The following is a 21,277-nucleotide window of genomic DNA, read 5'->3' on the forward strand; positions in this document are numbered from 1 at the left end:
CTCGCGACCGCCGCGACATATTCTCTGTCCGGCGGCGCCCCCTTGATCCCGGCCGGCGCTTGCCGCATCGGCTCACCTCCTCAGGAACGGGAAGGCCGCATGGCTTCGCCACCATCCCCGGAGCGCCGCCGGTGACGCCGCGGGCCTCCACCTCCGCGCTGATGCCGGTCGCCGAGGCGGCGACGGCGCTCGCCGCCCTGGCGCGCCCGGTCGCGGCCGCGGAGATGCGCCCGGCCGAGGCGTTGGGCGCGGTGGCGGCCCGGGACGTCGCCGTCGCGGCCGGCCTGCCGGCGGAGCGCACTGCGCTGCGCGACGGCTGGGCGGTGCGCGCGGCGGAGATCGCCGGGGCCTCGCCCTACGCGCCGGTGCGGGCCGCCCGCGCGCCCGTCTGGGTCGAGGCCGGCGAGGGATTGCCCCCCGGCACCGACGCGCTGCTGGCGCCCGAGGCGATCGGGGCCGACCCGCGCGAGATCGAGGCCGAGGCCGCGCCGGGGGAGGGCACCCGCGCGGCGGGCGCCGAGCTGCCGCCGGGCACCCGCCTCGTCGGGCGGGGCGAGCGGGTGAACCCGCTCCACGCCCTCGCCCTGACCGCCGCCGGGATCGCGCGGCTGTCGGTGCGCCGGCCGCGCCTGCGTCTCCTCGCCGCCGAGCCCGACGCCCTGTCGCCGCTCCTCGGCGCCTGGATCGCCGGGAGCGGCGGCACGGCCGAGGCGGCGCCGCGCCCGGCGGAGCGGGATGCCCTCGCCGAGGCCCTCGCCGCGCCGGGGGCCGACGCCGTGGTGGTGATCGGCGGCACCGGGCCCGGGCGGCGCGACGCGAGCGCGGCGGCGGTGGCGCAGGCCGGGCGGCTTCACGCCCACGGCATCGCCCTGCGGCCCGGCGAGAGCGCCGGCTTCGGCGAGGCGGCCGGGCGCCCGGTGCTGCTGCTGCCGGGCCGGCCGGACGCGGCGCTCGCCGCCTGGCTCGCCCTCGGCCGGCCGCTCCTGGCGGCGCTCGCCGGCGCCGCGCCGGACATTCCCCAGACCCTGCCGCTCACCCGCAAGGTCACCTCCACGATCGGCCTCACCGAGGCGGTGTTCCTGCGCCGACGGGCAGCGGGGGCCGAACCGATCGGCGGGTCCGAGATCCCGCTCCACCGTCTGGCCGGGGCCGAGGCCGCCCTGCTGGTGCCGCCGGCCCTCGAGGGTTATCCCGCCGGCACTTCCGTCGAGGTGATTTTCCTGTGACCGCTCCCTCCGCCGACGCCTTCCTCACCCGCCTCGCCGCGGCCGCGCGCCAGGAGCAGTTCCTGGCGGTGGTGAGCCGGGACGAGGCGATGGCGCGCTGGCGCGAGGCCGTGCCGCACGCCGCCCTGCCGCCCGAGACCGTGCCCCTCGCCGAGGCGCTCGGCCGGGTGCTGGCCGCCGACATCGCCTCGCCGATCGACGTGCCGCCCTTCGACCGCGCCCTCGTCGACGGCTTCGCGGTGAGGAGCCCCGACACCGAGGGGGCGAGCGAGGCGGACCCGCGCCGCCTCGTCCTCAACCGCGAGATCCTGGCCTGCGGCGTCGCTCCCTCGCTCGACGTCCGCCCCGGCACCGCCACCCCGATCGCCACCGGCGGCGTGCTGCCCCGCGGCGCCGACGCGGTGGTGATGGTCGAGGCGACGGAGTTCGAGGACGGGCCGGAACCGGCGATCGCCCTGAGCCAGCCCGCCGGGCCGGGCCGGTTCGTCGGCTATGCCGGCGCCGACATGGCGCGGGGCGAGACGGTTCTGCGCCGCTCCACCCTCGTCACCGCCCGCGAGATCGGCATCCTGGCGGCCTGCGGCCTCGCCGAGGTTCCGGTGGTGCGCCGCCCCCGCGTCGCGGTGCTGTCGACCGGCGACGAGCTGGTGGCGCCGGGCACGCCCCTCGGCCCGGGCCGGCTCTACGATTCGAACGGCGCCATCGTGGCGGCGAGCGTGGCCGAGAACGGCGGCGTCGCGGTGCCGGGCGGCATCGTGCCGGACGACGAGGCGGCGCTGGAAGCCGCGCTCGCCTCCGCCCTCGCCGCATCCGACCTCGTGGTCCTGTCGGGCGGCACCTCGAAGGGGGCGGGCGACGTCTCGCACCGCATCCTGTCGCGCCTCGGCGAACCCGGCATCCTGGTCCACGGCGTGGCCTTGAAGCCCGGCAAGCCGCTCTGCCTGGCGCGGGCCGGCGACGTGCCGGTGGTGGTGCTGCCGGGCTTCCCGACCTCGGCGATGTTCACCTTCCACGAATTCGTGGTGCCGCTGATCCGGGCGCTCGCCGGCTTGAGCCCCCGGGAGGAGGAGAGCGTGGAGGCGCGGCTGCCGCAGCGCCTGCCCTCCGAGCTCGGCCGTACCGAGTACGTGATGGCGGCGCTCGCCCGGGGGATCGACGGGTTGGTGGCGCTCCCGCTCGCCAAGGGCTCGGGCGCCGTCACGGCATTCTCGCAGGCCGACGGGTTCTTCGCGGTGCCGGCGACGCAAGGCGGGATCGAGGCCGGCGAGACCGTGCGGGTGTCCCGCATCGGCCGGGCGGCGCGGCCGCCGGACCTGATGATCGTCGGCAGCCACTGCCTCGGCCTCGACCGGCTGGTCGGCCACCTCGCCGGCCGCGGCGTCTCGGCCCGTACCCTCTGGGTCGGCTCGGCCGGCGGGCTGGCCTCCTTGCGCCGGGGCGAGTGCGACCTCGCCGCCATGCATCTCCTCGATCCCGAGACCGGGATCTACAACGCCCCCTACCTCACCGCGGGCCTCGCGCTCGCCCCGGGCTGGCGCCGGCTGCAGGGCGTGGTCTTCCGCCCGGGCGACCCCCGCTTCGAGGGAGCCTCCGCCGAGGGCGCGGTGTCCGGCCTCCTTGCCGACGACGCGGCCGTGATGGTCAACCGCAACACCGGCGCCGGCACGAGGGCGCTCGTCGAGAGCCTCCTGAACGGTGCCCGGCCCGCGGGCTACTGGAACCAGCCGCGCTCGCACAACGCGGTCGCGGCGGCGGTGGCGCAGGGGCGCGCCGACTGGGGCGTGGCGATTCGAACGGTGGCTGAGGCCTACGGCCTCGGCTTCCTGCCGCTGACCGAGGAACACTACGACTTCGCCTACCGGGAGAGCCGCCGCGACGAGCCGGCGCTCGCCGCGTACCTCGCCCTCCTGGACGATCCGGCGCTCGGTGCCGACCTCGCCGGCCTCGGCTTCACCCGGGCGGGGGCTAAGTGATGCGGGTCATCGGGCTCGCCGGCTGGTCGGGCGCCGGCAAGACGACGCTCCTCGTCCGGCTGATTCCGGTCTTGCGCGCCCGGGACCTGCGGGTCGCGACGCTCAAGCACGCCCACCACGCCTTCGACGTCGACCAGCCCGGCAAGGATTCGTTTCGCCACCGCGAGGCCGGCGCTTGCGAGGTGATCGTCTCGTCGAGCCGGCGGACCGTCCAGATCCGCGAGGTCGAGGAGGAGGCGCGCCTGCCCGACCTGCTGCGCCGGCTCGGGCCGTGCGACCTCGCGGTGATCGAGGGCTTCAAGCGCGAGGCGCATCCGAAGCTCGAGGTCTACCGCCACGCCAATGGCCGCCCGGCCCTCCACCCGGACGATCCCCGCATCGTCGCGGTGGCGAGCGACCATCCCTTTCCGGAGGCCGGCCGGCCGGTGGTGCCCCTCGACGCGCTCGAGGCGGTCGCCGATATCGTGCTGGCGCGGTCGGAGCCCCTGGCGGCCGTGCTGGAGAGGCTGGAATCCCGGAAGGTGCAATTTCATGGCGCAGCTGACTGACGACTGCTTCGCCTTCGGCGGTCCGTTGCTCTCGGTCGAGGACGCGGCCGCCCTGATCGGCGCGCGGCTGCCGGTGCTGGCCGGGATCGAGACCGTGCCCCTGGCGGAGGCCGACGGGCGCATCGCCGCCGCGGCCGTGACGGCGGGCCTCGATCTGCCGCCCTTCGACAATTCCGCCGTCGACGGCTACGCGGTGCGCTTCGCCGACCTCGCGCCCGGCGCGGAGACCCTGCTTCCCGTGCGCGGGCGCCTGGCCGCCGGCGCCGCGCCGGAGGGCGCGATCTCCGCCGGCGTCGCGATGCGGATCTTCACCGGCGCAGCCATGCCGGAAGGCGCCGATACGGTGTTCATGCAGGAGGACGTGCGGCGCGAGGGCGACGCCGTGGCACTGCCCGCGGGCCTGAAGCGCGGCGCCAACCGGCGGCTCGCCGGGGAGGACGTCCGCCGCAGCAGCGTCGTGATCCCGGCCGGCCGCCGGCTGACCCCGCCCGACCTCGCGCTCGCCGCCGCGACCGGCCATGCGAGCCTCGCCGTGCGCCGCCGCCTGCGGGTCGCGGTGTTCTCGACCGGCGACGAGCTGGCCGAGCCGGGCGCCCCCTTGCGGCCGGGCGCGATCCACGATTCGAACCGGGTGCTCCTCGTCGCGCTGCTGCGCCGCCTCGGCGCCGAGGTGAGCGACCTCGGGATCCTGCGCGACGACCCCGCCGGCCTGCCGGAGCGGCTGCGGGCGGCCGCCGCCGGCCACGACCTGATCGTCACCTCGGGCGGCGTCTCGACCGGGGAGGAGGACCACGTCAAGGCGGCGGTGGAGGCGGCGGGGCGGCTGGTGTTCTGGCGCCTCGCGATCAAGCCGGGCCGCCCGGTGGCGATGGGGCTCATCGGCGACACCGCCTTCGTGGGCCTGCCGGGGAACCCGGTCGCGGTCTACGTCACGCTGCTGTTCGTGGTGCGCCCGCTGCTGGCCCGCCTCGGCGGCGCGGTGCCCGACGCAGCCCCGAGCCAGCCCGCCCGCGCCGCCTTCCGCTACCGAAAGAAGGCCGGGCGGCGCGAATACGTCCGCGTCTCGCTGCGGCGGGGCGCCGACGGGGCGGTGGAGGCGGTGAAGTTCCCCCGCGACGGCGCCGGCGTGCTCTCGTCCCTCACCGGCAGCGACGGGCTCGCCGAGCTGCCGGAGGCGATGACCGCGGTGGAGGAGGGGGAGTGGATCGAGGTGTTCCGGCACCCGCTGCTGTGGTGAGCCGAAAGGACCCGCGGATCGTTTCGGATCCATGGCACGATGTCCTGGACGACCCCGCTCCGTATCCTTACGCTTCCGGCGTCGAAGACGCGTAGGACGCGGAGTCAGGTTTATGGGTGTGGGTTCGTTGACGTACCGGCTGGTGACCGGTGCGATGGTGGCTCTCGTCACGGCGACGCAAGTCGTTGCGGCCGACGAGCCCTCGCGCCTCGACCAGGTCATCGCGCGCAAGACCCTGACCATCTGCACCACCGGCGACTACCGCCCGTTCTCGTACCGCCCCGACGGCGCCAACGACTTCGTCGGCATCGACATCGATCTCGGCCGCTCGCTCGCCAAGTCGCTCGATGCCGAGGCGGTCTTCATCCAGACCAAGTGGTCGAACCTGCTCGCCGACTTCAAGGCGAAGTGCGACATCGCGATGAGCGGCATCTCGGTCACGCTGCCGCGGCAGCGCGAGGCCTTCTTCAGCGAGATGTACCTCGTGAACGGCAAGGCGCCGATCGTCCGCTGCGGCGACGTCGCGAAGTACCAGACGACGGAGGCGATCAACCAGCCGGCGACCCGCGTCGTCGTCAATCCCGGCGGCACCAACGAGCGCTTCGCCCGCGCCAACCTCGGCAAGGCGCAGATCCAGCTCTTCCCGGACAACCGCATCATCTGGCAGGAGATCGCGGAGAACCGCGCCGACGTGATGGTCGCCGAGTCGGTCGAGGTGAAGCTCCAGGAGAAGCTGCATCCGGGCCTCTGCGCGGTGAACCCCGACAAGCCCCTGCAATACGGCGAGATGGGCTTCCTGCTGCCGCGCGGGGACGCGGTGTTCAAGGCTTACGTGGATCAGTGGCTGCACCTGGCGAAGGCGTCGGGCGAGTTCGATCGGGTCTTCGACGCCAACATGAAGTGACCGCAGCGGGGAGGGCGGAGCCGGTCTCGAGTTCGGGCCTCCCCGTGTCCTGCGTCGGTCTCGCCGCACCGGATCTGGTTGCGGTTCGACCCGGAACGCGGAGCGGATCATACCCTCCCGCTCACGCATCGACACGTCGATGCATGAGCGTTCGGCGCATTGGCGCCGGCGCCCGTTCGGGCTTGCCCGGCACCGTCGAACGTGTCCGCTCGGCGGTGATGCGGTATTATTCGCGTCTCCGCGTGATCGCCCGCTCCGCGTTCACCCGGGCCGCCCAGTCCCTGGCCCGGTCCTCGCCCTTCAGGTCGACGAGCCGCGCCCCGGCGACGTCGGCATTCTTGAAATCCGCCCCCGCCACATTCGCCCCGGTCAGGTTCGCCCCCGACAAATCCGCGCCCATCAGCACCGCGTCGGTGAGGTCGGCGCCGCGCAGGTCGGCGTAGTCGAGCCGGGCGCGGCCGAGATCGGCGCCGCGCAGGTTCGCGCCGGAAAGGTTCACCGACACGAACACCGTCCGCATCAGGCCCATCGACTGGTTCCTGATATCGGCCCCGCCCTTCAGGCCGGCGAGGTTCGCCCCGCTGAAGGAGGCACCCCGGAAATCGCCGATCGGGACCGCGCGGCCGAGGTCGGCGCCGCTGAAGTTGGCGTCCCGCGCCGTGATGCCGAACATCCGGGCAGCCACGAGCCTGGCGCCGGAGAGGTCCGCCTTGATGAACCAGGATTGCTCGAGGTTGGCGCCGCTGAGGTCGGTGCCGCGCAAGGCAGCCCGGTTGAGGCGCGCGGTGCGCAGGTTGGCGCCCCGCAGGTCGAGCCCGGAGAGGTCGAGGCCGGACAGGGCCTTGCCCGAGAGGTCGACCGGCCCGCCCCTGGCCTTGGCCTGGGCGATCAGTGCCTCGACGTCGGCCCGGCTCATCTCGGCCTGCGTCATCGCCGGCGAGGTCATGTCGGCCCCGAGCAGCATGTCCTGCTCGGCGACGGCCGGACCTGCCGCCAGGATCGCGAGCGCGGCGCAGAACGCGAGGGCGCGCATGGTTCACTCCCGGGATGCGGCGCCGATCGGTCGGGCGCCTGCGTGTTGCCCGCAATAGAGCATCACGCCGCCCCGGAGGCGAGGTCCACCAAGGGACGAGAGGCTGCCTTGTCGGCAGAATCAGTGCCGCCCGCTTCAGTCTCGTCCCATCCGTGATCTCATCCCGAGTGGCCCGAAGCGGCGCGGGCCGGCCCGCAAGGCCGGCCCGCGCCAGCAGCCTCAATGCCCGTGCGCGGGCTCCCGCGCCGGCTCCGGCGCGTGCACCGTGCCGGGCGCCGCATCGAGGTTCTCCTCGCGCACGCGCCGCCGCTGGAAGAACCGCATCGCGACGACGAAGAAGACCGGCACCAGGATCACCGCCAACACGGTGGCCGAGATCATCCCGCCCATCACGCCGGTGCCGATCGCCTGCTGGCTCTTCGAGGCCGCGCCGGTCGCGATGGCGAGCGGCACGACGCCGAAGATGAAGGCGAGCGAGGTCATCACGATCGGGCGGAAGCGCAGGCGCGAGGCCTCGACCGTGGCCGGCACCAGCTTGGTGCCGGGCCGCCACAATTCGCGCGCGAACTCGATGATCAGGATCGCGTTCTTGGCCGAGAGGCCGATGATCGTGATGAGGCCGATCTTGAAGTACACGTCGTTCGGCATCTCCCGGATCAGCACGCCGGCGACCGAGCCGATCACGCCGAGCGGGATGACCAGCATCACCGCGAGCGGGATCGACCAGCTCTCGTAGAGCGCGGCGAGGCACAGGAACACGATCAGCACCGAGAGGGCCAGCAGCAGGGTCGCCTGCGAACCCGCCTGCTTCTCCTGCAGCGACTGCCCGGTCCAAGTGTAGCCGAAGCCCTTCGGCAGCTGCGTCATCAGCCGCTCCATCTCGGCGATGGCCTCGCCCGAGGTGAAGCCCGCCGCCGGCTCGCCGGTGAAGCGGACCGACTGGTAGCCGTTGAAGCCGATGATCTGGGACGGGCCGACGCTCCACTTGAGGTCGGCGAAGGACGACATCGGCACCATCGTGCCGAGGTGGTTCTTGACGCTGTAGTTCAGGAGGTCGGTGGCGTTGAGGCGCTGGCCGTCCTCGGCCTGGACGATCACCCGCTGCATCTTGCCCCGGTTGGGGAAGTCGTTGGTGTAGACCGAGCCGAGATTGACCTGGATGGTGTCGTTGATGTCGGCGAAGCTGACGCCGAGCGCCGCCGCCTTCTCGCGGTCGATCACCAGCTCCGCCTGCGGCGCGGGCGGCAGGCCCTCGACGTAGACGTTCTTGAGGATCGGGCTCTTGCGGGCGAGCGCCAGCAACTGCTCCTGCGCCGCCATCAGGGCCGCGTAGCCCTTCTGGGCCCGGTCCTGGAGGCGGAAGCTGAAGCCCGAGGCGTTGCCGAGGTTGTCGATCGGCGGCGGCTCGAGCGCTTGGATCACCGCATCGCGGTAGCTCGCCATCGCCTTGTTGGTGGCGGCGACGAGAGCGGCCGCCGACTGGTCCTTGCCGCGCTCCGACCAGGGCTTCAGCGTCACGAAGGCCTGCGAGGTCATCTGGCCCTGCCCTGAGAACGAGAAGCCGTTGACGATCGTGACGGTCGCCACGCCCGGCTGGGCCATCAGGTGCTCCTCGGTCTTCTTCACCGCGGCGAGCGTGCGGTTGAACGAGGAGCCCGGCGGCGTCTGGATGTCGACCGTGAAGAAGCCCTGGTCCTCGACCGGCAGGAAGCCCTCGGGCAGGCGCACGAAGGCGTAGGCGACGCCCGCGACCAGGATCAGGTAGACCACCATCATCCGGCCGGACTTCGCCACCGCCCAGGACACGCCGCGCCCGTAGCGGGCGGTCTCACGGTCGACGATCCGGTTGAACCAGCCGAAGAAGCCCCGCTTGGCGTGGCCGTGCCCGGCCTCGACGGGCTTCAGCAGCGTGGCGCAGAGCGCCGGCGTCAGCGACAGCGCCAGGAAGGCCGAGAAGGCGATCGAGGTCACCATCGCGATCGAGAACTGGCGGTAGATGATGCCGACCGAGCCGGGGAAGAACGCCATCGGGATGAACACCGCGACGAGCACCAGCGTGATGCCGATGATCGCCCCGGTGATCTGGCCCATCGCCTTGCGGGTCGCCTCCTTGGGCGACAGGCCCTCCTCGGACATGATCCGCTCGACGTTCTCGACGACGACGATCGCGTCGTCGACCAGGATGCCGATGGCCAGCACCATGCCGAACATGGTGAGCACGTTGATCGAGAACCCGGCGAGCAGCATGATCGTGCAGGTGCCGAGGAGCGCGATCGGCACCACGATCGTCGGGATCAGGGTGTAGCGGATGTTCTGCAGGAACAGGAACATCACGATGAACACCAGCACCACCGCCTCGACGAGGGTGTGGAGCACCTTCTCGATCGAGGCCTCGACGGCGGGGGTGATGTCGTAGGGAATGTCCCACTTCACCGTGTCGGGGAAGAACTGCGACAGCTCCACCATCTTGGCGCGGATCGCCTTGGCGGTGTCGAGGGCGTTGCCGTCCGGCGCCAGCGTCACCGAGATGCCGGCGGCCGGCCCGCCGTTGAGGCGGGTGGTGAACTTGTAGTCCTCGCCGCCGAGCTCGATGCGGGCGACGTCGCGCAGGCGCACGGTCGAGCCGTCGGGGTTGGCCCGCAGCACGATCGCGCCGAATTCCTCCGGCGCCCGCATCTGGCCCTTCACGACGATCGGGAAGTTGACCTTGTGGGCCTCCGGGCTCGGCTGGGCGCCGACGGCGCCCGACGCGATCTGGACGTTCTGGCGCGTGATCGCCTGCGTCACGTCCGAGGCGTTGAGCGACAGGCCGCGCAGCTTGTCGGGGTCGATCCAGACGCGCAACGAGCGCTCGGTCGAGTACAGGGTGGCGCGCCCGACGCCCGGGATGCGGCGGATCTCGTTGATGACGTTGCGGATCAGGAAGTCGCCGAGCGCGACCTCGTCCATCGACCCGTCCTTGGAGACGAGGGTGATGATGTTGAGGGTCGCGGCCGACGCCTCCTCGACGAGGATGCCCTGCTGGCGCACTTCCGCCGGAAGGCGCGCCTCGACGCGCTTCAGGCGGTTCTGCACCTCGACGCCGGCATAGCCCGGATCGGTGCCCGGCTCGAAGTTCGCCGTGATCTCGATGACGCCGAACGAATCGCTCGCCGATTCGAAGCTCTGGATGTTGGCAGCACCATTCAGCTCATCCTCGATGAGGCGCGTCGTGCCGGTATAGAGGTCCTCCACCGAGGCGCCCGGGAAGGCGGTGGAGAGGGCGATCGAGGGCGGCGCGATGATCGGGTACTGCGCCACCGGCAGCATCGGGATCGTGAGAACGCCCCCTAAGCAGATGAACAGCGCGACGACCCAGGCGAAGATCGGCCGGTCGATGAAGAAGCTCGCCAAGGCTCGGTCCTCCTCAGCGCTGCTCGGTGGAAGCGGGGGCGGGGTGGGAGCCCGCGCCGGCCGCCGCCATCGTGGTGGTCTCGAACGGCACCGTCGCGACCTTGGTGCCGGCGACGATCTTCTGGAAGCCCTCGGCGACGACCCGGTCGCCGGCCTTCAGCCCCTCGCGGATCACCCACTGGCCCTCGACCACCGGGCCGACCTCGACCGGCTGCAGCACCACCTTCTCGCCCTCGCCGACGAGCCAGACCTGGGCCCGGCCGTCGTTGGAGCGGTGCACCGCCTGCTGCGGCACCGCGATCGCGTCGGAATCGATGCCCTGCTTGATCCGGGCCCGCACGTACATGCCGGGGAAGAGCTCGCCGTGCGGGTTCGGGACGACGGCGCGCAAGGTCACCTGGCCGGTGCTCGGATCGGCGGTGACGTCGGAGAACAGCAGCCGGCCGGGCTCGGGGTAGAGCGAGCCGTCGTCCATGATGACGCGCACGCTCGCCACGTCGGCGGCGAGGCGGTCGAGCTCGCCGCTGGCGAGATCCCGGCGCAGCTTGTTCAGCTCGCCGACCGACTGGGTGATGTCGACGTAGATCGGGTCGAGCTGCTGGATCGTCGCCAGGTTGCTCGCCGCCCCCTGCTCGACGAGCGCGCCTTCCGTCACCAGCGCCCGGCCGATGCGGCCCGAGATCGGCGCCCGCACGTCCGTGTAGCCGAGGTTGAGCTGGGCGCGGTCGCGGGCGGCCTTGGCGCCGGCGACCTCGGCCTCGGCCTGCTTCTGGCCCGCGAAGGCGGCGTCGTACTGGGCCTGGCTCGCGGTCTGGCGGGTGAGCAGGGTCTCCAGGCGCTCGGCCTGCTGGCGGGCCAGGACCTGCGCGGCCTCGGCCTTGGCGAGCGTCGCCTCGGCGCTGGCGAGGTCGGCGCGGAACGGCATCGGGTCGATCTTGTAGAGGACGTCGCCCTCCTTGACCTGGCTGCCCTGCTCGAAGGTGCGCTTGATGACGAGGCCGGCGACCCGGGCCCGCACCTCGGCGATGCGGGTCGGCGCCGCGCGGCCCGGCAGGTCGCGCTCGTAGGGAATCGGCTGGTGCTTCACCGTCACGATCGAGACTTCCGGCGGCGCGGTCGGGGCCGCGGGGGCGGCGGCCTGCTCGGCCGGCTTGCAGGCGGCGAGCCCGAGGAGGAGGGCGGTCGCTCCGAGGAGGATGCGGCGGCGTTGGGTCACGGGTCGGTCTTTCCTGCGCAGGTGGGAAGCCGCGGCGCATCGCGCCGCCGGGCTTCCGGCGATGGGTCCGGTGGACGTCGGGCCCACGAAAATATCGGGCCTTGGCTCGCGGGCGGGAGGCGTCGCGAGCGGAACTGTCGGGTCTACGGGATCACGCGTCGGTTGCGCTGCCGGGCCATACCCGAGGGCACGGGGCGTCGCTGGCTGCGAGGCTCGCAGGGTTCCGAGGCGGAGATGTGACGGAGCGTCCGCTCCCGGCAAGGGCAGTCCCGGCAAGGGTGCTCCCGGCAAGGGGCGGCGTCGGCCGTCAGGCGCAGGCTTTCGGCGGGCGCTCGGGCAGGGCGGCGCCCTCGCGGATCCGCGCGCCGAGGCGGCGCGGCGGCATCAGCGTGGCGGCGGCCGCGGCCGGACCGTCGCCCGGGCAGGCGAGGTTCATGCTGGCCGCCCCACCGTCGTCGGGCCGGGGATTGTCGACGCCGCCGGCCGTGAGGGTGCAGGCCGGGGCCTTAACCCAGTGCGCGTGCAGGCTCGCCATCGGCGAGGCGCCCTGGGCCGCGCGCAGCACCGGCTCGGGACGGCCGGACGCGGCATCCGCCGCCGACACCGCCAGGAGGGCGAGGCCGAGGCCGAGGAAGGCGGTCGCGCAGAGACGCGCGAGAGATGTCCAGAAACGACCGGTCACGGAGCGGGACAGTGGGGGTTCCGGCCGCACCGCACAAGGCGCCGCGACATTCTGTCTGACCTTGGGTGCGGCGCGACCGGGACGGCGCGGGGGCTTGATCGCTCCCGCGCTCCGCCGTACCGATTTTTCGAAATCGAGACCGGGAGGACCGTCATGAGCGCGGCACGGGACGTCTACATCTGCGATTACGTGCGCACCCCGATCGGCCGCTACGGCGGCGCGCTCGCCCGTGTGCGGGCCGACGACCTCGCCGCCGTGCCGCTGGCGGAACTCGCGCGGCGCAACCCGGCGCTCAAGGAGGCGGTCGAGGAGGTGTTCCTCGGCTGCGCCAACCAGGCCGGCGAGGACAACCGCAACGTCGCCCGCATGGCGCTCCTGCTCGCCGACTACCCCGAGCGGGTGCCCGGCCTGACCCTCAACCGCCTCTGCGCGTCGGGCCTCGACGCGGTCGGCGCCGCGGCCCGCGCGATCCGTTCCGGAGACCTCGACCTCGCGGTGGCGGGCGGCGTCGAATCGATGACCCGGGCGCCGTTCGTGATGGGCAAGAGCGAGGGCGCGTTCCAGCGCCAGGCCGAGATCCACGACACCACGATCGGCTGGCGCTTCATCAACCCGGTGCTCAAAGCTCAGTACGGCGTCGATTCGATGCCCGAGACCGCCGAGAACGTCGCCGAGGATTACCAGGTCGGCCGCGCCGACCAGGACGCCTTCGCGCTGCGCTCGCAGCAGCGGGCGACGCGGGCGCAAGCCGACGGCACCTTCGCCCGGGAAATCGTCGCGGTCGAGATTCCCGACCGCAAGGGCGGCCACGTCAAGGTCGAGCGCGACGAGCATCCGCGGGCCGACACCACCGCGGAGGGTCTCGCCAAGCTCAAGCCCTTCGTGAGGAAGGACGGGACGGTGACGGCCGGCAACGCGTCCGGCGTCAACGACGGCGCCGCCGCCCTGGTGCTGGCGACGCGCGAGGCGGCCGAGCGCCACGGCCTCACCCCGATCGCCCGGGTGCTCGGTCTCGCCTCGGCCGGCGTGCCGGCCCGCGTCATGGGCATCGGGCCGATTCCCGCCGTCGAGAAGCTCTGCGCCCGGCTCGGCTTCAAGCCGTCCGACTTCGACGCGGTCGAGCTCAACGAGGCCTTCGCCTCGCAGGCGCTCGCCTGCCTGCGCGGCCTCGGCCTGCCCGACGACGCCGAGCACGTGAACCCGAACGGCGGCGCCATCGCGCTCGGCCATCCGCTCGGCATGTCGGGCGCCCGCATCGCCGGTGCCGTCGCGCTCCAGCTCGCCCGGACCGGCGGCCGGCTCGGCCTCGCGACGATGTGCGTCGGGGTCGGCCAGGGGGTGGCGCTCGCGGTCGAGCGCGTCGGCTGACGCCCGACCTCCGCGGCGGGACGACGCAGGCGCGCCCGGTCCCGCCGTGGAAAAGCCGGGGCCGACGCCGGAAACCCGGCATTCGCCGCGATCGTCCCGCACTGCACCATGGCGAGGCCTCACAGCATGGGCTAAGCATGGGGCGGTCTCGCCCGTCCCCGAAGAACCCGCCCCGAAGAACCCGCTCCGAAGGAACGAACCCGCTCGGTAGGACCCGCCCGCCCCCGCAGGACGGCCGCCGCGGCGCACACGATCCCATGACCTGCCACAGCCTCCCCACCGGCCCCGCCCTCCCGCTGCCCGGACGAAGCCGCCGCTTCGCCCGCCGGCCCCGGTGAGGTCCGCCATGCCCAACAGAACCGGTTCGCGCCCCGGCGCGGACGAGCCCGCCGGCGCCGAGGGGTCCCGGGCCGACGAGGCCGGCGACGCGGAGGCGGAGTTCCTGACCGTCCTCGGCCAGCGCGTCCGCACCATGCGGGCGGTGCGGGCGATGTCGCGCAAGATGCTGTCGCAGACCTCGGGGCTCTCGGAGCGCTACATCGCCCAGCTCGAGGGCGGGCAGGGCAACGTCTCGATCATCCTGCTGCGCCGGGTGGCGCTCGCCATGGGGGTGCGGCTCGAGGACCTGATCGCCGCGGTCGAGAGCCCGCCGGACTGGCCGGTGGTGCGCGACCTCCTGGAGAAGGCGGGGGCCGACCAGATCGCCGAGGCCAAGCGGGTCCTGTCGGGCGCCGCCGCGCCCGGCGACGCCCCGGCGCAGCGCGTGGCGCTCATCGGCCTGCGCGGCGCCGGCAAGTCGACGCTGGGACGCATCCTCGCCGAGCGGATGGGCTGGACCTTCGTCGAGCTCAACCGCGAGATCGAGCGCGAGAACGGCCTGTCGGTCGCCGAGATCTTCGCGATCTACGGCCAGGAGACCTATCGCCGCCTGGAGCAGGGGGCGCTGCGCCGCCTCGCCGAGCGGCCGGGTCCGATGGTGCTGGCGACCGGCGGCGGCATCGTCGCCGAGCCGGTCACCTTCGACCTCTTGCTCTCGGCCTTCTTCACCGTCTGGCTCAAGGCGCGGCCGGAGGAGCACATCCATCGCGTGCGCGAGCAGGCGGCCAAGGGCATCGCCCCGACGCGGATCCCCGACAGCGACAACGCCCTGCGGGAGATCCGCGGTATCCTGGTCAGCCGCGAGCCGCTCTATGCCCGCGCCCGCGCGGTGATCGACACCGCCGACCACACCGTCGCCGAGACCGCCGCCGAGCTGACCGGCCTGGTCGAGGGCTATCTCGGAAACGGGGCGCGGCACGGGGCCTGAGGCCGAGCACCGGGCCAAGTGCCGGGCCAAGTGCCGGGCCGGGCCTGAGGCTCCCGGGCCACGCCCGGGCCGCCGGCGACGAAAATCGCCGACGGCCCGGGCGCCGCACGTATTCTGGCCGCAAATGAGTCGGCAGGCTCCGCCAGCGATGATGTCGGGGTCGAGGAGCACGATGGAGAGTTCGAACCGGGCCGGGAGCTACGCGGCCGAGGCCGAGAGCGGGCAGGTGGTCGAGGCGGCGCATTTCTCCGCCATCCGCAGCGTCCGCACCGAGGCCGAGGCGCTCCTCACCCTCGCCCGCGCCCTCGACCACGAGCTGAAGTCCGGGTTCGGCGCCGCCGTCGCGGCGATCCACGACACGCCCGGCCGGGTGATCGTGTCGGGCATCGGCAAGAGCGGGCATATCGGGCGCAAGATCGCCTCGACGCTCGCCTCGACCGGCACGCCGTCCTCGTTCATCCACCCGAGCGAGGCCAGCCACGGCGACCTCGGGATGATCACCCAGCAGGACATCGTCATCGCCCTGTCCTGGTCGGGCGAGACGACCGAGCTCGGCGACCTCATCAGCTTCTCCCGGCGCTTCGCCGTCAGGCTGATCGGCATGACCTCGAACCCGGGCAGCACCCTCGGCCAGGCCGCCGACATCCTGCTGCCGCTGCCGCTGGTGAAGGAGGCCTGCCCACACAACCTCGCGCCGACATCCTCGAGCGTGATCCAGCTCGCGCTCGGCGACGCGCTCGCGGTGGCGCTGCTCGAGCGCCGCGGCTTCTCGGCCAGCGACTTCAAGGTCTTCCACCCCGGCGGCAAGCTCGCGGCGCGGCTCAAGACCGTGGCCCAGCTGATGCACGCGGGCGAGGAGATGCCGCTGGTGCCCCGGGGCCTGCGGGTCTCGGAGGCCCTGATCGCCGTGATGGGCAAGCGCTTCGGCTGCGCCGGCATCGTCGACGAGGACGGCCGGCTCGTCGGCATGATCACCGACGGCGACGTGCGCCGCCACATGAGCCGGGGCGCCGGCCACAGCGACCTCCTCGCTCGCCGGGTCGAGGAGATCATGACGCCGACGCCGATCACCACCACCCCCGGCACCTTCGCCAGCGCCGCCGTGGAGCTGATGAACCGCACCCAGATCACCGCCCTGTTCGCGGTGGAGCGCGGGCGCCCGGTGGGCATCCTGCACATCCACGACATCCTGCGGGCCGGGGTGGTGTGAGGACACGGCCGGCCCGTCTGCCCGGGACTACCGCCCGGGCAGGCGCGAGAGCGTCCGCACGCCCACCCAGCCCCAGTAAACCCGGTGACGGGCGATGAGCGCGCCCGACACGTCGATCATCTCCATCAGGTCGATCTGATCGCCGTCGGGCGTCTCGCGCGGGTATTCCCAGGCCAGCTGCTGCCCTTCCGAGAAGAAGACACCGCTGCGGTGCCAGCGGCCGAGGCCGTTCTGCGGCGACCGGAACCCGAGCGCAAAGAAGTCCCGGATCGCGGCCTTGCCCGTGAGGATGCCGGTTCCGCCCTCCGGCAGGGACGCCCAGACCAGCGGGCTCTCGAGGACGGCGTCGTCGGCGTAGAGCGCCATCAGCCCGTCGATGTCTCGGCGCACGACGGCATCGTGCCATCGCTCGTGGATGTGGCGGAAGGCGGCCTCTGCGTTCATGGTCGATCCTCGCCGGCGCGATCGATGGCCGGCGCCGGACGCTACTCCTGCACGTCCCACGGATGGTTCGGTGCGCGCCGAAGCGTTCAGTACGGCACGCCACCCCTTCGCTTCTCCCGCAAAGCCTCGGCGTACCACGTCAGTTCGTCGAGGAACCGGCCGGTCGGGCGTTCGAGCCAGGGCTGGAGCGGGCGGCCGTCCTCGTCCAGCGCCTTGTGCACCTCGGGGATCGGCAGCAGCGACGGGATGCTCGGGGTGCCGAGTTCGCCCAGCATGGCGCGCAGCTGCATCGCCGCCCGCACGCCGCCGTAGCGGCCGGCCGAGTAGCAGACGATCGCCGAGGGTTTCCAGAAATACTCCTCCAGGAAATGGTCGAGGGTGTTCGACAGGGCCGGCGGGATGCTGTGGTTGTACTCCGCCGAGACCACCACGACGCCGTCCGACCGGCGGTAGAGGGCGGCGAGGCGCTCCAGGGCCTCGGGCGCCTCGCCCTTCGGGTACTCCTTGTACATCCGCGTGAGCAACGGCAGGGCGAGTTCCGCCGGATCGACCAGCGGCGCCTCGTGGCCGCGGGCTTCGAGGGCCTGGACCAGGTAACGGGCGGCGCGCAGGCCGTTGCGCCCCTGGCGCACCGAGCCGAGGATGACCGGGATCACGAGCGACATGGCAGGCTCCTTCGGGACGGGACCGCCCGGCGATCCTACCGCATCCCGCCGGGGCGCGAAGCCCGGGATCCCACCCCCGCCCGTCACCCGGTCCGCACCGAGGCGACGTAGTCGCGGACCTCGCCGTCGAGGTGCCCGGCCTGGCGCGACAGCGCCGAGGCGGAGGCCAGCATCCGCTCGGCGGCGAGCCCGGTCTCGCCCGCGAGGCCGGCGACCGCCTCGATCGTCTCGCGCACCGCGCCGGTCCCGGTCGCCGCCGCGCCGACGGTCCGGATGATCTCCTGCGTCGCCGCATCCTGCTCCTCGACCGCCGCCGCGATCGCCCCGGTCACGGCGCTGATCTCGCGGATGCGGCCGCCGATCGCCCCGATGGCACCGACCGCCTGCTCGGTCGAGGCCTGGATCCGGCCGATCTGGCCGGTGATCTCGTCGGTCGCTCGCGCCGTCTGGCCGGCGAGTTCCTTGACCTCGGCGGCGACCACCGCGAAGCCGCGGCCGGCGGCCCCGGCCCGAGCCGCCTCGATCGTGGCGTTGAGCGCGAGCAGGTTGGTCTGGTCGGCGATCGAGGAGATCAGCCCGACCACGTCGCCGATCCGCGTCGCGGCCTCGCTCAGGTCGCGCACCAGTTCCGCGGTGCGGGCGGCCTCGCCCACCGCCGCCTCGGCGCGATCGGCCGATGCCTCGACCTGGCGGCCGATCTCGGCGACCGAGGCGCCGAGATCCTTCATCGCCCCGGCGATGGCGTCGACCGCCTCGGCCGTGTCGGCGGCGGCGCCCGCCACGGTGCGCGCCTGGGCGGCGTTGCGGTCGGCCGCCGTCGAGAGGGTGTGGGCAGTGGCCTGGAGATCGCCGGCGGCCTGCGAGACCTCCCCGACGATGCCGCCGACCGCGACCTCGAACCCGTCGGCGAGATGCCGCGTCGCGGCCCGGCGCGCCCGCTCGGCCTCGCCCTCGGCGAGGCTCCGCTCGGCCTCGAGCCGGCGCAAGGCATCGATCTGGACCGCGGCCGCCTCGGCGGTGTCGAGGGCCGAGCAGGCGAGCGCGACCCGGTGCGCGACCCACATCAGGACCCCGGTCTCGATCAGCACGATCACCGCGTGGAGCACCACCCGGGCGATGTCGCCGGTGCCACTGCCGGGGAAGACCAGGGCCGGCACGGTGAGGCTGAGGACGAGGTGATGCAGCGCCGTCGCGCCCGCCGCCGCCAGCAGCACCCGCCAGTCGCACCAGCCGACCAGCACGGCGAGGCAGGCGAAGAAGTACATGTGGGTGTCGGCCTGCCAGGGATGGCCGTCGAGGGCGGCGATCAGGAGGGCCGGCATGCCGATGAGGGCGACGGCGCTGGTGAGCCGGGTCGGCAGGCCGATCGGGTCGCGCCACCACAGCAGCGTGGTGACCAGGGCGAGCAGGCCGGCGCCGGCCAGCGGAACGGGATCGATCCCGCCGACCAGGATCTGCGTGGCGGCGAGCACCGGCAGGTGCAGCCACAGGAGCGTCACCAGGACGCGCGCGAAGGCGCGCCGGAGCGAGTCGATGGTCATCATCGCGGGAGCGGGTCCGTCGGGGGAAGCGAAGAGGGGGGCGCGCAGGGACCGGCCAGCGCCGGATGCACGACGAGCCAGGCCCCGGCCGCGTAGAGGCGGCGGGTGAAGCCCGGTTCGTTCGAGGAGGCGATCAGAAGGCCGTCGAGGCGGCCGGCCCGCAGGAGGACGCCGCCCGCCGCCGCGACGATGCGGGCGGCTCCCGCCGCCCCGGCCGCGGGAGGCCCGAGCACCGCGACGGTGCCGGAGCGGGGCGCGAGCGCGACGAGGACCGGGACCAGCAGCGCCAGGGCGAGCCAGCAGGCGGCAGGGAGGGCCGGGAGGTATCGTCCAGGAAGGCGCACGTCGGATCGATCTGCCGATGAAAGCAGATAACCGTTACGTTCCATTACCTGACGAAGGGTAAAGTCGGTTTTGGAAAAGTCGCGGACGCCCCTTCATTCGCGCGGCCCCGGGCCGCACCCCGGTACCGGGATCATGAGCGCCGGGATCATGAGCGCCGGGATCATCGGCATCCGGATCATGGGCACCCGGCCGGGCCGGCTCCCTCGCGCGCTGCCGGAGCGAGGGAGCCGGCCCGGGTCTCACATCATGCCGAGCATCCGCGGCAGCCACAGCGAGATCGCCGGCACGTAGGTCACGACCACCAGGAAGCCCAGCATCGTGAGCAGCCACGGCCAGACCGCGATGGTCAGCTCGGTGATCCCCATGCGGGTGATGCCGGACGCCACGTAGAGGTTGAGGCCGACCGGGGGATGGCACATGCCGACCTCCATGTTGACCACGATCAGGATGCCGAAATGCACCGGGTCGATGCCGAGCTTGGCGGCGATCGGGAACAGGATCGGCGCCATGATCAGCACGATGGAGGAGGGCTCCATCACGTTGCCGGCGACGAGCAGCAGGAGGTTGACGATCAGCAGGAACACCACCCAGTTCAGGCCGGCCCCGGTGATCCAGCTCGCCATCGCCTGCGGGATCTGCTCGCTCGTCATCAGGAACGAGAACAGGACCGCGTTGGTGATGATGTAGAGCAGCATCGCGCTCATGTTGGCCGAGTCGAGCAGCACCCGCGGCACGTCGCGCCAGGTGAGGTCCCGGTAGACGAACAGCGCGATGACGAAGGCGTAGACCGCGCTGACGGCGGCCGCCTCGGTCGGCGTGAAGGCGCCGCTGTAGATGCCGCCCAAGACCAGCACGATCAGCAGCAGGCCCCAGACCGACTTGCGGAACGCGACCCAGCGCTCGCGCCAGCTGGCCTTGGGCATGCGCGGGTAGCCGAACTTGCGCGCCCGGTACCAGGTGGTGAGGCCGAGCAACGCCGCCAGCATCAGGCCCGGGATCACGCCGGCGACGAACAGGGTCGAGATCGAGGCCGAGGAGACGCGCGCGCCGTCGGGCCCGGTCACCACCGCGCCGCTCGTCGCCACCGAGTACATCACCATGACGATCGAGGGCGGGATCAGGATGCCGAGCGCGCCGGAGGTGGTGATGACGCCGGCGCCGAAGCGCTTCGGGAACCCCTGCGCCACCATGGCGGGCAGGATGATCGAGCCGATCGCCACGACGGTGGCCGGGCTCGAGCCCGAGATGGCGGCGAACAGAGCGCAGGCCATGACGCCGGCAAGGCCCAAGCCCCCGTGCCAATGACCGATCATCGCCGTGGCGAAGTTGATCATCCGCCGGGCGACGCCGCCATGGGTGAGGAAGTTGCCCGACAGGATGAAGAACGGGATCGCCATGATCTCGAAGTTCTCGATCCCGGTGAACAGCTTCAGCGCCACCGCCTCGATCGGCACGGTGGTCATGGTGAACAGGAAGGTGAGCACCGACAGGCCAAGCGCGATCGAGATCGGCATGCCGGTGAGCATCAGGGCGATGAGCAGCCCGAAGATGATGGCGGCGTTCATCGGGCGGTGCCTCCGGTGCGGGTCTCGTTCGCCAGATCCCTGGCCAGGTCTTCGGCAGCGTGCGGGCTCTCGACCACGCCCTCGACGTGGCCCGGATCGTGGTGGGGCAGCTCCCCGGTGCGCCAGAAGCTCCAGGCGACCTGCAGGAAGCGGAAGCACATCAGGTAGGAGCCGAGCGGGATCGCCAGGTAGACGATCCAGCTCGGGATCTCGAGGTCGGGGGTGGTCTGGTCGGTATCGACGAGGCCGTAGACGAAGCGCGCGCCCATCGTGCCGACGACGGCCGTGAACAGGGCGCCGCAGAAGAGGCCGAACAGGACGATCCGGTTGCGCCAGGCCGGCGGCAGCTGGTTCACCGCCACGTCGACGCCGACATGGATGCCGGTGCGCACGCCGTAGGCCGCGCCGAACTTCGCCATCCAGACGAACATGTAGATGCACAGCTCCTGGGCCCAGGAGAGGTGGATCGCGGCGGTGATGGGATAGAGGGCGTCGATGCTCGACGCGTAGCGGTGCACGACGGCGACGAAGATCAGCAGCGTCGCGCCGGCCATCAGGCTCGCGATCAGGATCTCCTCGAGGCGGTCGAGGATGCGCAGGGGGTGCATGGGGTCTCCCGGG

Annotated in this window: 18 protein-coding genes; 8 read left to right on the forward strand and 10 right to left on the reverse strand. The window is 72.7% G+C overall.

What is annotated here, in order from left to right; translation table 11 throughout:
- Window positions 1-131: 131 nt before the first annotated feature.
- The 5 genes from DK419_RS13865 to DK419_RS13885 all read left to right on the forward strand — a co-directional run bounded on the left by DK419_RS13865 (window position 132) and on the right by DK419_RS13885 (window position 5,888).
- Window positions 132-1,226, forward strand: a complete 1,095-nt coding sequence (locus DK419_RS13865; protein WP_109959596.1) for a molybdopterin-binding protein — start codon at window positions 132-134, stop codon at window positions 1,224-1,226.
- Window positions 1,223-3,199: a molybdopterin biosynthesis protein gene (locus DK419_RS13870; protein ID WP_245442955.1), complete on the forward strand. Its 1,977-nt coding sequence runs from the start codon at window positions 1,223-1,225 to the stop codon at window positions 3,197-3,199. The genes DK419_RS13865 and DK419_RS13870 overlap by 4 nt, the downstream gene beginning before the upstream one ends.
- A complete protein-coding gene (mobB, locus tag DK419_RS13875) occupies window positions 3,199-3,747 on the forward strand; it encodes a molybdopterin-guanine dinucleotide biosynthesis protein B (RefSeq protein ID WP_109962300.1) in 549 nt (182 codons plus the stop codon). The genes DK419_RS13870 and mobB overlap by 1 nt, the downstream gene beginning before the upstream one ends.
- The gene (locus DK419_RS13880; RefSeq protein ID WP_109959597.1) at window positions 3,731-4,984 is read left to right on the forward strand and encodes a molybdopterin molybdotransferase MoeA; all 1,254 of its coding nucleotides are present in this window, start codon (window positions 3,731-3,733) and stop codon (window positions 4,982-4,984) included. Before mobB ends, DK419_RS13880 begins: the two co-directional genes overlap by 17 nt.
- Before the next feature lie 118 nt (window positions 4,985-5,102).
- Complete coding sequence (locus DK419_RS13885; RefSeq protein WP_245442956.1) at window positions 5,103-5,888, forward strand: transporter substrate-binding domain-containing protein; 786 nt, start codon at window positions 5,103-5,105, stop codon at window positions 5,886-5,888.
- A 226-nt stretch (window positions 5,889-6,114) separates the two neighbouring features.
- On the opposite strand, the gene DK419_RS13890 is transcribed toward DK419_RS13885, so the two are convergent.
- From DK419_RS13890 to DK419_RS13905, 4 genes are all read right to left on the reverse strand, one after another.
- Complete coding sequence (locus tag DK419_RS13890) at window positions 6,115-6,921, reverse strand: pentapeptide repeat-containing protein (protein ID WP_109959599.1); 807 nt, start codon at window positions 6,919-6,921, stop codon at window positions 6,115-6,117.
- Between the two features lie 219 nt (window positions 6,922-7,140).
- On the reverse strand, window positions 7,141-10,314 hold the full coding sequence (locus tag DK419_RS13895; RefSeq protein WP_109959600.1) for an efflux RND transporter permease subunit: 3,174 nt from the start codon (window positions 10,312-10,314) through the stop codon (window positions 7,141-7,143).
- Between the two features lie 13 nt (window positions 10,315-10,327).
- The gene (locus DK419_RS13900) at window positions 10,328-11,530 is read right to left on the reverse strand and encodes an efflux RND transporter periplasmic adaptor subunit (protein WP_245442957.1); all 1,203 of its coding nucleotides are present in this window, start codon (window positions 11,528-11,530) and stop codon (window positions 10,328-10,330) included.
- 307 nt (window positions 11,531-11,837) lie between these two features.
- Window positions 11,838-12,212, reverse strand: coding sequence for a hypothetical protein (locus tag DK419_RS13905; RefSeq protein WP_109959601.1), 375 nt, complete (start codon window positions 12,210-12,212; stop codon window positions 11,838-11,840).
- A 153-nt stretch (window positions 12,213-12,365) separates the two neighbouring features.
- Between DK419_RS13905 and pcaF the strand changes: the two genes are divergently transcribed.
- The 3 genes from pcaF to DK419_RS13920 all read left to right on the forward strand — a co-directional run bounded on the left by pcaF (window position 12,366) and on the right by DK419_RS13920 (window position 16,096).
- Window positions 12,366-13,580, forward strand: a complete 1,215-nt coding sequence (pcaF, locus tag DK419_RS13910) for a 3-oxoadipyl-CoA thiolase (protein ID WP_109959602.1) — start codon at window positions 12,366-12,368, stop codon at window positions 13,578-13,580.
- Between the two features lie 346 nt (window positions 13,581-13,926).
- A complete protein-coding gene (locus DK419_RS13915) occupies window positions 13,927-14,886 on the forward strand; it encodes a helix-turn-helix transcriptional regulator (RefSeq protein ID WP_109959603.1) in 960 nt (319 codons plus the stop codon).
- A 172-nt stretch (window positions 14,887-15,058) separates the two neighbouring features.
- Window positions 15,059-16,096 (forward strand): KpsF/GutQ family sugar-phosphate isomerase, encoded by a 1,038-nt coding sequence (locus DK419_RS13920; RefSeq protein ID WP_109959604.1) that lies wholly within the window; start codon window positions 15,059-15,061, stop codon window positions 16,094-16,096.
- Window positions 16,097-16,123: 27 nt separating this feature from the next.
- On the opposite strand, the gene DK419_RS13925 is transcribed toward DK419_RS13920, so the two are convergent.
- The 6 genes from DK419_RS13925 to DK419_RS13950 all read right to left on the reverse strand — a co-directional run bounded on the left by DK419_RS13925 (window position 16,124) and on the right by DK419_RS13950 (window position 21,264).
- Window positions 16,124-16,540, reverse strand: a complete 417-nt coding sequence (locus DK419_RS13925; RefSeq protein WP_109959605.1) for a YybH family protein — start codon at window positions 16,538-16,540, stop codon at window positions 16,124-16,126.
- Between the two features lie 86 nt (window positions 16,541-16,626).
- Entirely contained in the window at window positions 16,627-17,205 is a 579-nt protein-coding gene (locus tag DK419_RS13930; RefSeq protein WP_109959606.1) for an NADPH-dependent FMN reductase, read from the reverse strand.
- 83 nt (window positions 17,206-17,288) lie between these two features.
- The gene (locus tag DK419_RS13935) at window positions 17,289-18,749 is read right to left on the reverse strand and encodes a methyl-accepting chemotaxis protein (RefSeq protein ID WP_109959607.1); all 1,461 of its coding nucleotides are present in this window, start codon (window positions 18,747-18,749) and stop codon (window positions 17,289-17,291) included.
- Window positions 18,746-19,090 (reverse strand): hypothetical protein, encoded by a 345-nt coding sequence (locus DK419_RS13940; RefSeq protein WP_109959608.1) that lies wholly within the window; start codon window positions 19,088-19,090, stop codon window positions 18,746-18,748. Before DK419_RS13940 ends, DK419_RS13935 begins: the two co-directional genes overlap by 4 nt.
- Window positions 19,091-19,330: 240 nt before the next feature.
- Window positions 19,331-20,656, reverse strand: a complete 1,326-nt coding sequence (locus tag DK419_RS13945; RefSeq protein ID WP_109959609.1) for a TRAP transporter large permease — start codon at window positions 20,654-20,656, stop codon at window positions 19,331-19,333.
- Window positions 20,653-21,264, reverse strand: coding sequence for a TRAP transporter small permease (locus tag DK419_RS13950; protein ID WP_109959610.1), 612 nt, complete (start codon window positions 21,262-21,264; stop codon window positions 20,653-20,655). Before DK419_RS13950 ends, DK419_RS13945 begins: the two co-directional genes overlap by 4 nt.
- Window positions 21,265-21,277 lie beyond the last annotated feature (13 nt).

Origin of the sequence: Methylobacterium terrae, from assembly GCF_003173755.1 — a bacterium.
Lineage (GTDB): Bacteria > Pseudomonadota > Alphaproteobacteria > Rhizobiales > Beijerinckiaceae > Methylobacterium > Methylobacterium terrae.

Excerpts from the sequence above, each read along its gene's own strand:
- DK419_RS13950 (WP_109959610.1), bottom strand. The coding sequence starts at position 21,264 with ATGCACCCCCTGCGCATCCTCGACCGCCTCGAGGAGATCCTGATCGCG.
- DK419_RS13945 (WP_109959609.1), bottom strand. The coding sequence starts at position 20,656 with ATGAACGCCGCCATCATCTTCGGGCTGCTCATCGCCCTGATGCTCACC.
- DK419_RS13880 (WP_109959597.1), top strand. The coding sequence starts at position 3,731 with ATGGCGCAGCTGACTGACGACTGCTTCGCCTTCGGCGGTCCGTTGCTC.
- DK419_RS13935 (WP_109959607.1), bottom strand. The coding sequence starts at position 18,749 with ATGATGACCATCGACTCGCTCCGGCGCGCCTTCGCGCGCGTCCTGGTG.
- DK419_RS13925 (WP_109959605.1), bottom strand. The coding sequence starts at position 16,540 with ATGAACGCAGAGGCCGCCTTCCGCCACATCCACGAGCGATGGCACGAT.
- DK419_RS13930 (WP_109959606.1), bottom strand. The coding sequence starts at position 17,205 with ATGTCGCTCGTGATCCCGGTCATCCTCGGCTCGGTGCGCCAGGGGCGC.
- DK419_RS13915 (WP_109959603.1), top strand. The coding sequence starts at position 13,927 with ATGCCCAACAGAACCGGTTCGCGCCCCGGCGCGGACGAGCCCGCCGGC.
- mobB (WP_109962300.1), top strand. The coding sequence starts at position 3,199 with ATGCGGGTCATCGGGCTCGCCGGCTGGTCGGGCGCCGGCAAGACGACG.
- DK419_RS13920 (WP_109959604.1), top strand. The coding sequence starts at position 15,059 with ATGGAGAGTTCGAACCGGGCCGGGAGCTACGCGGCCGAGGCCGAGAGC.
- pcaF (WP_109959602.1), top strand. The coding sequence starts at position 12,366 with ATGAGCGCGGCACGGGACGTCTACATCTGCGATTACGTGCGCACCCCG.
- DK419_RS13890 (WP_109959599.1), bottom strand. The coding sequence starts at position 6,921 with ATGCGCGCCCTCGCGTTCTGCGCCGCGCTCGCGATCCTGGCGGCAGGT.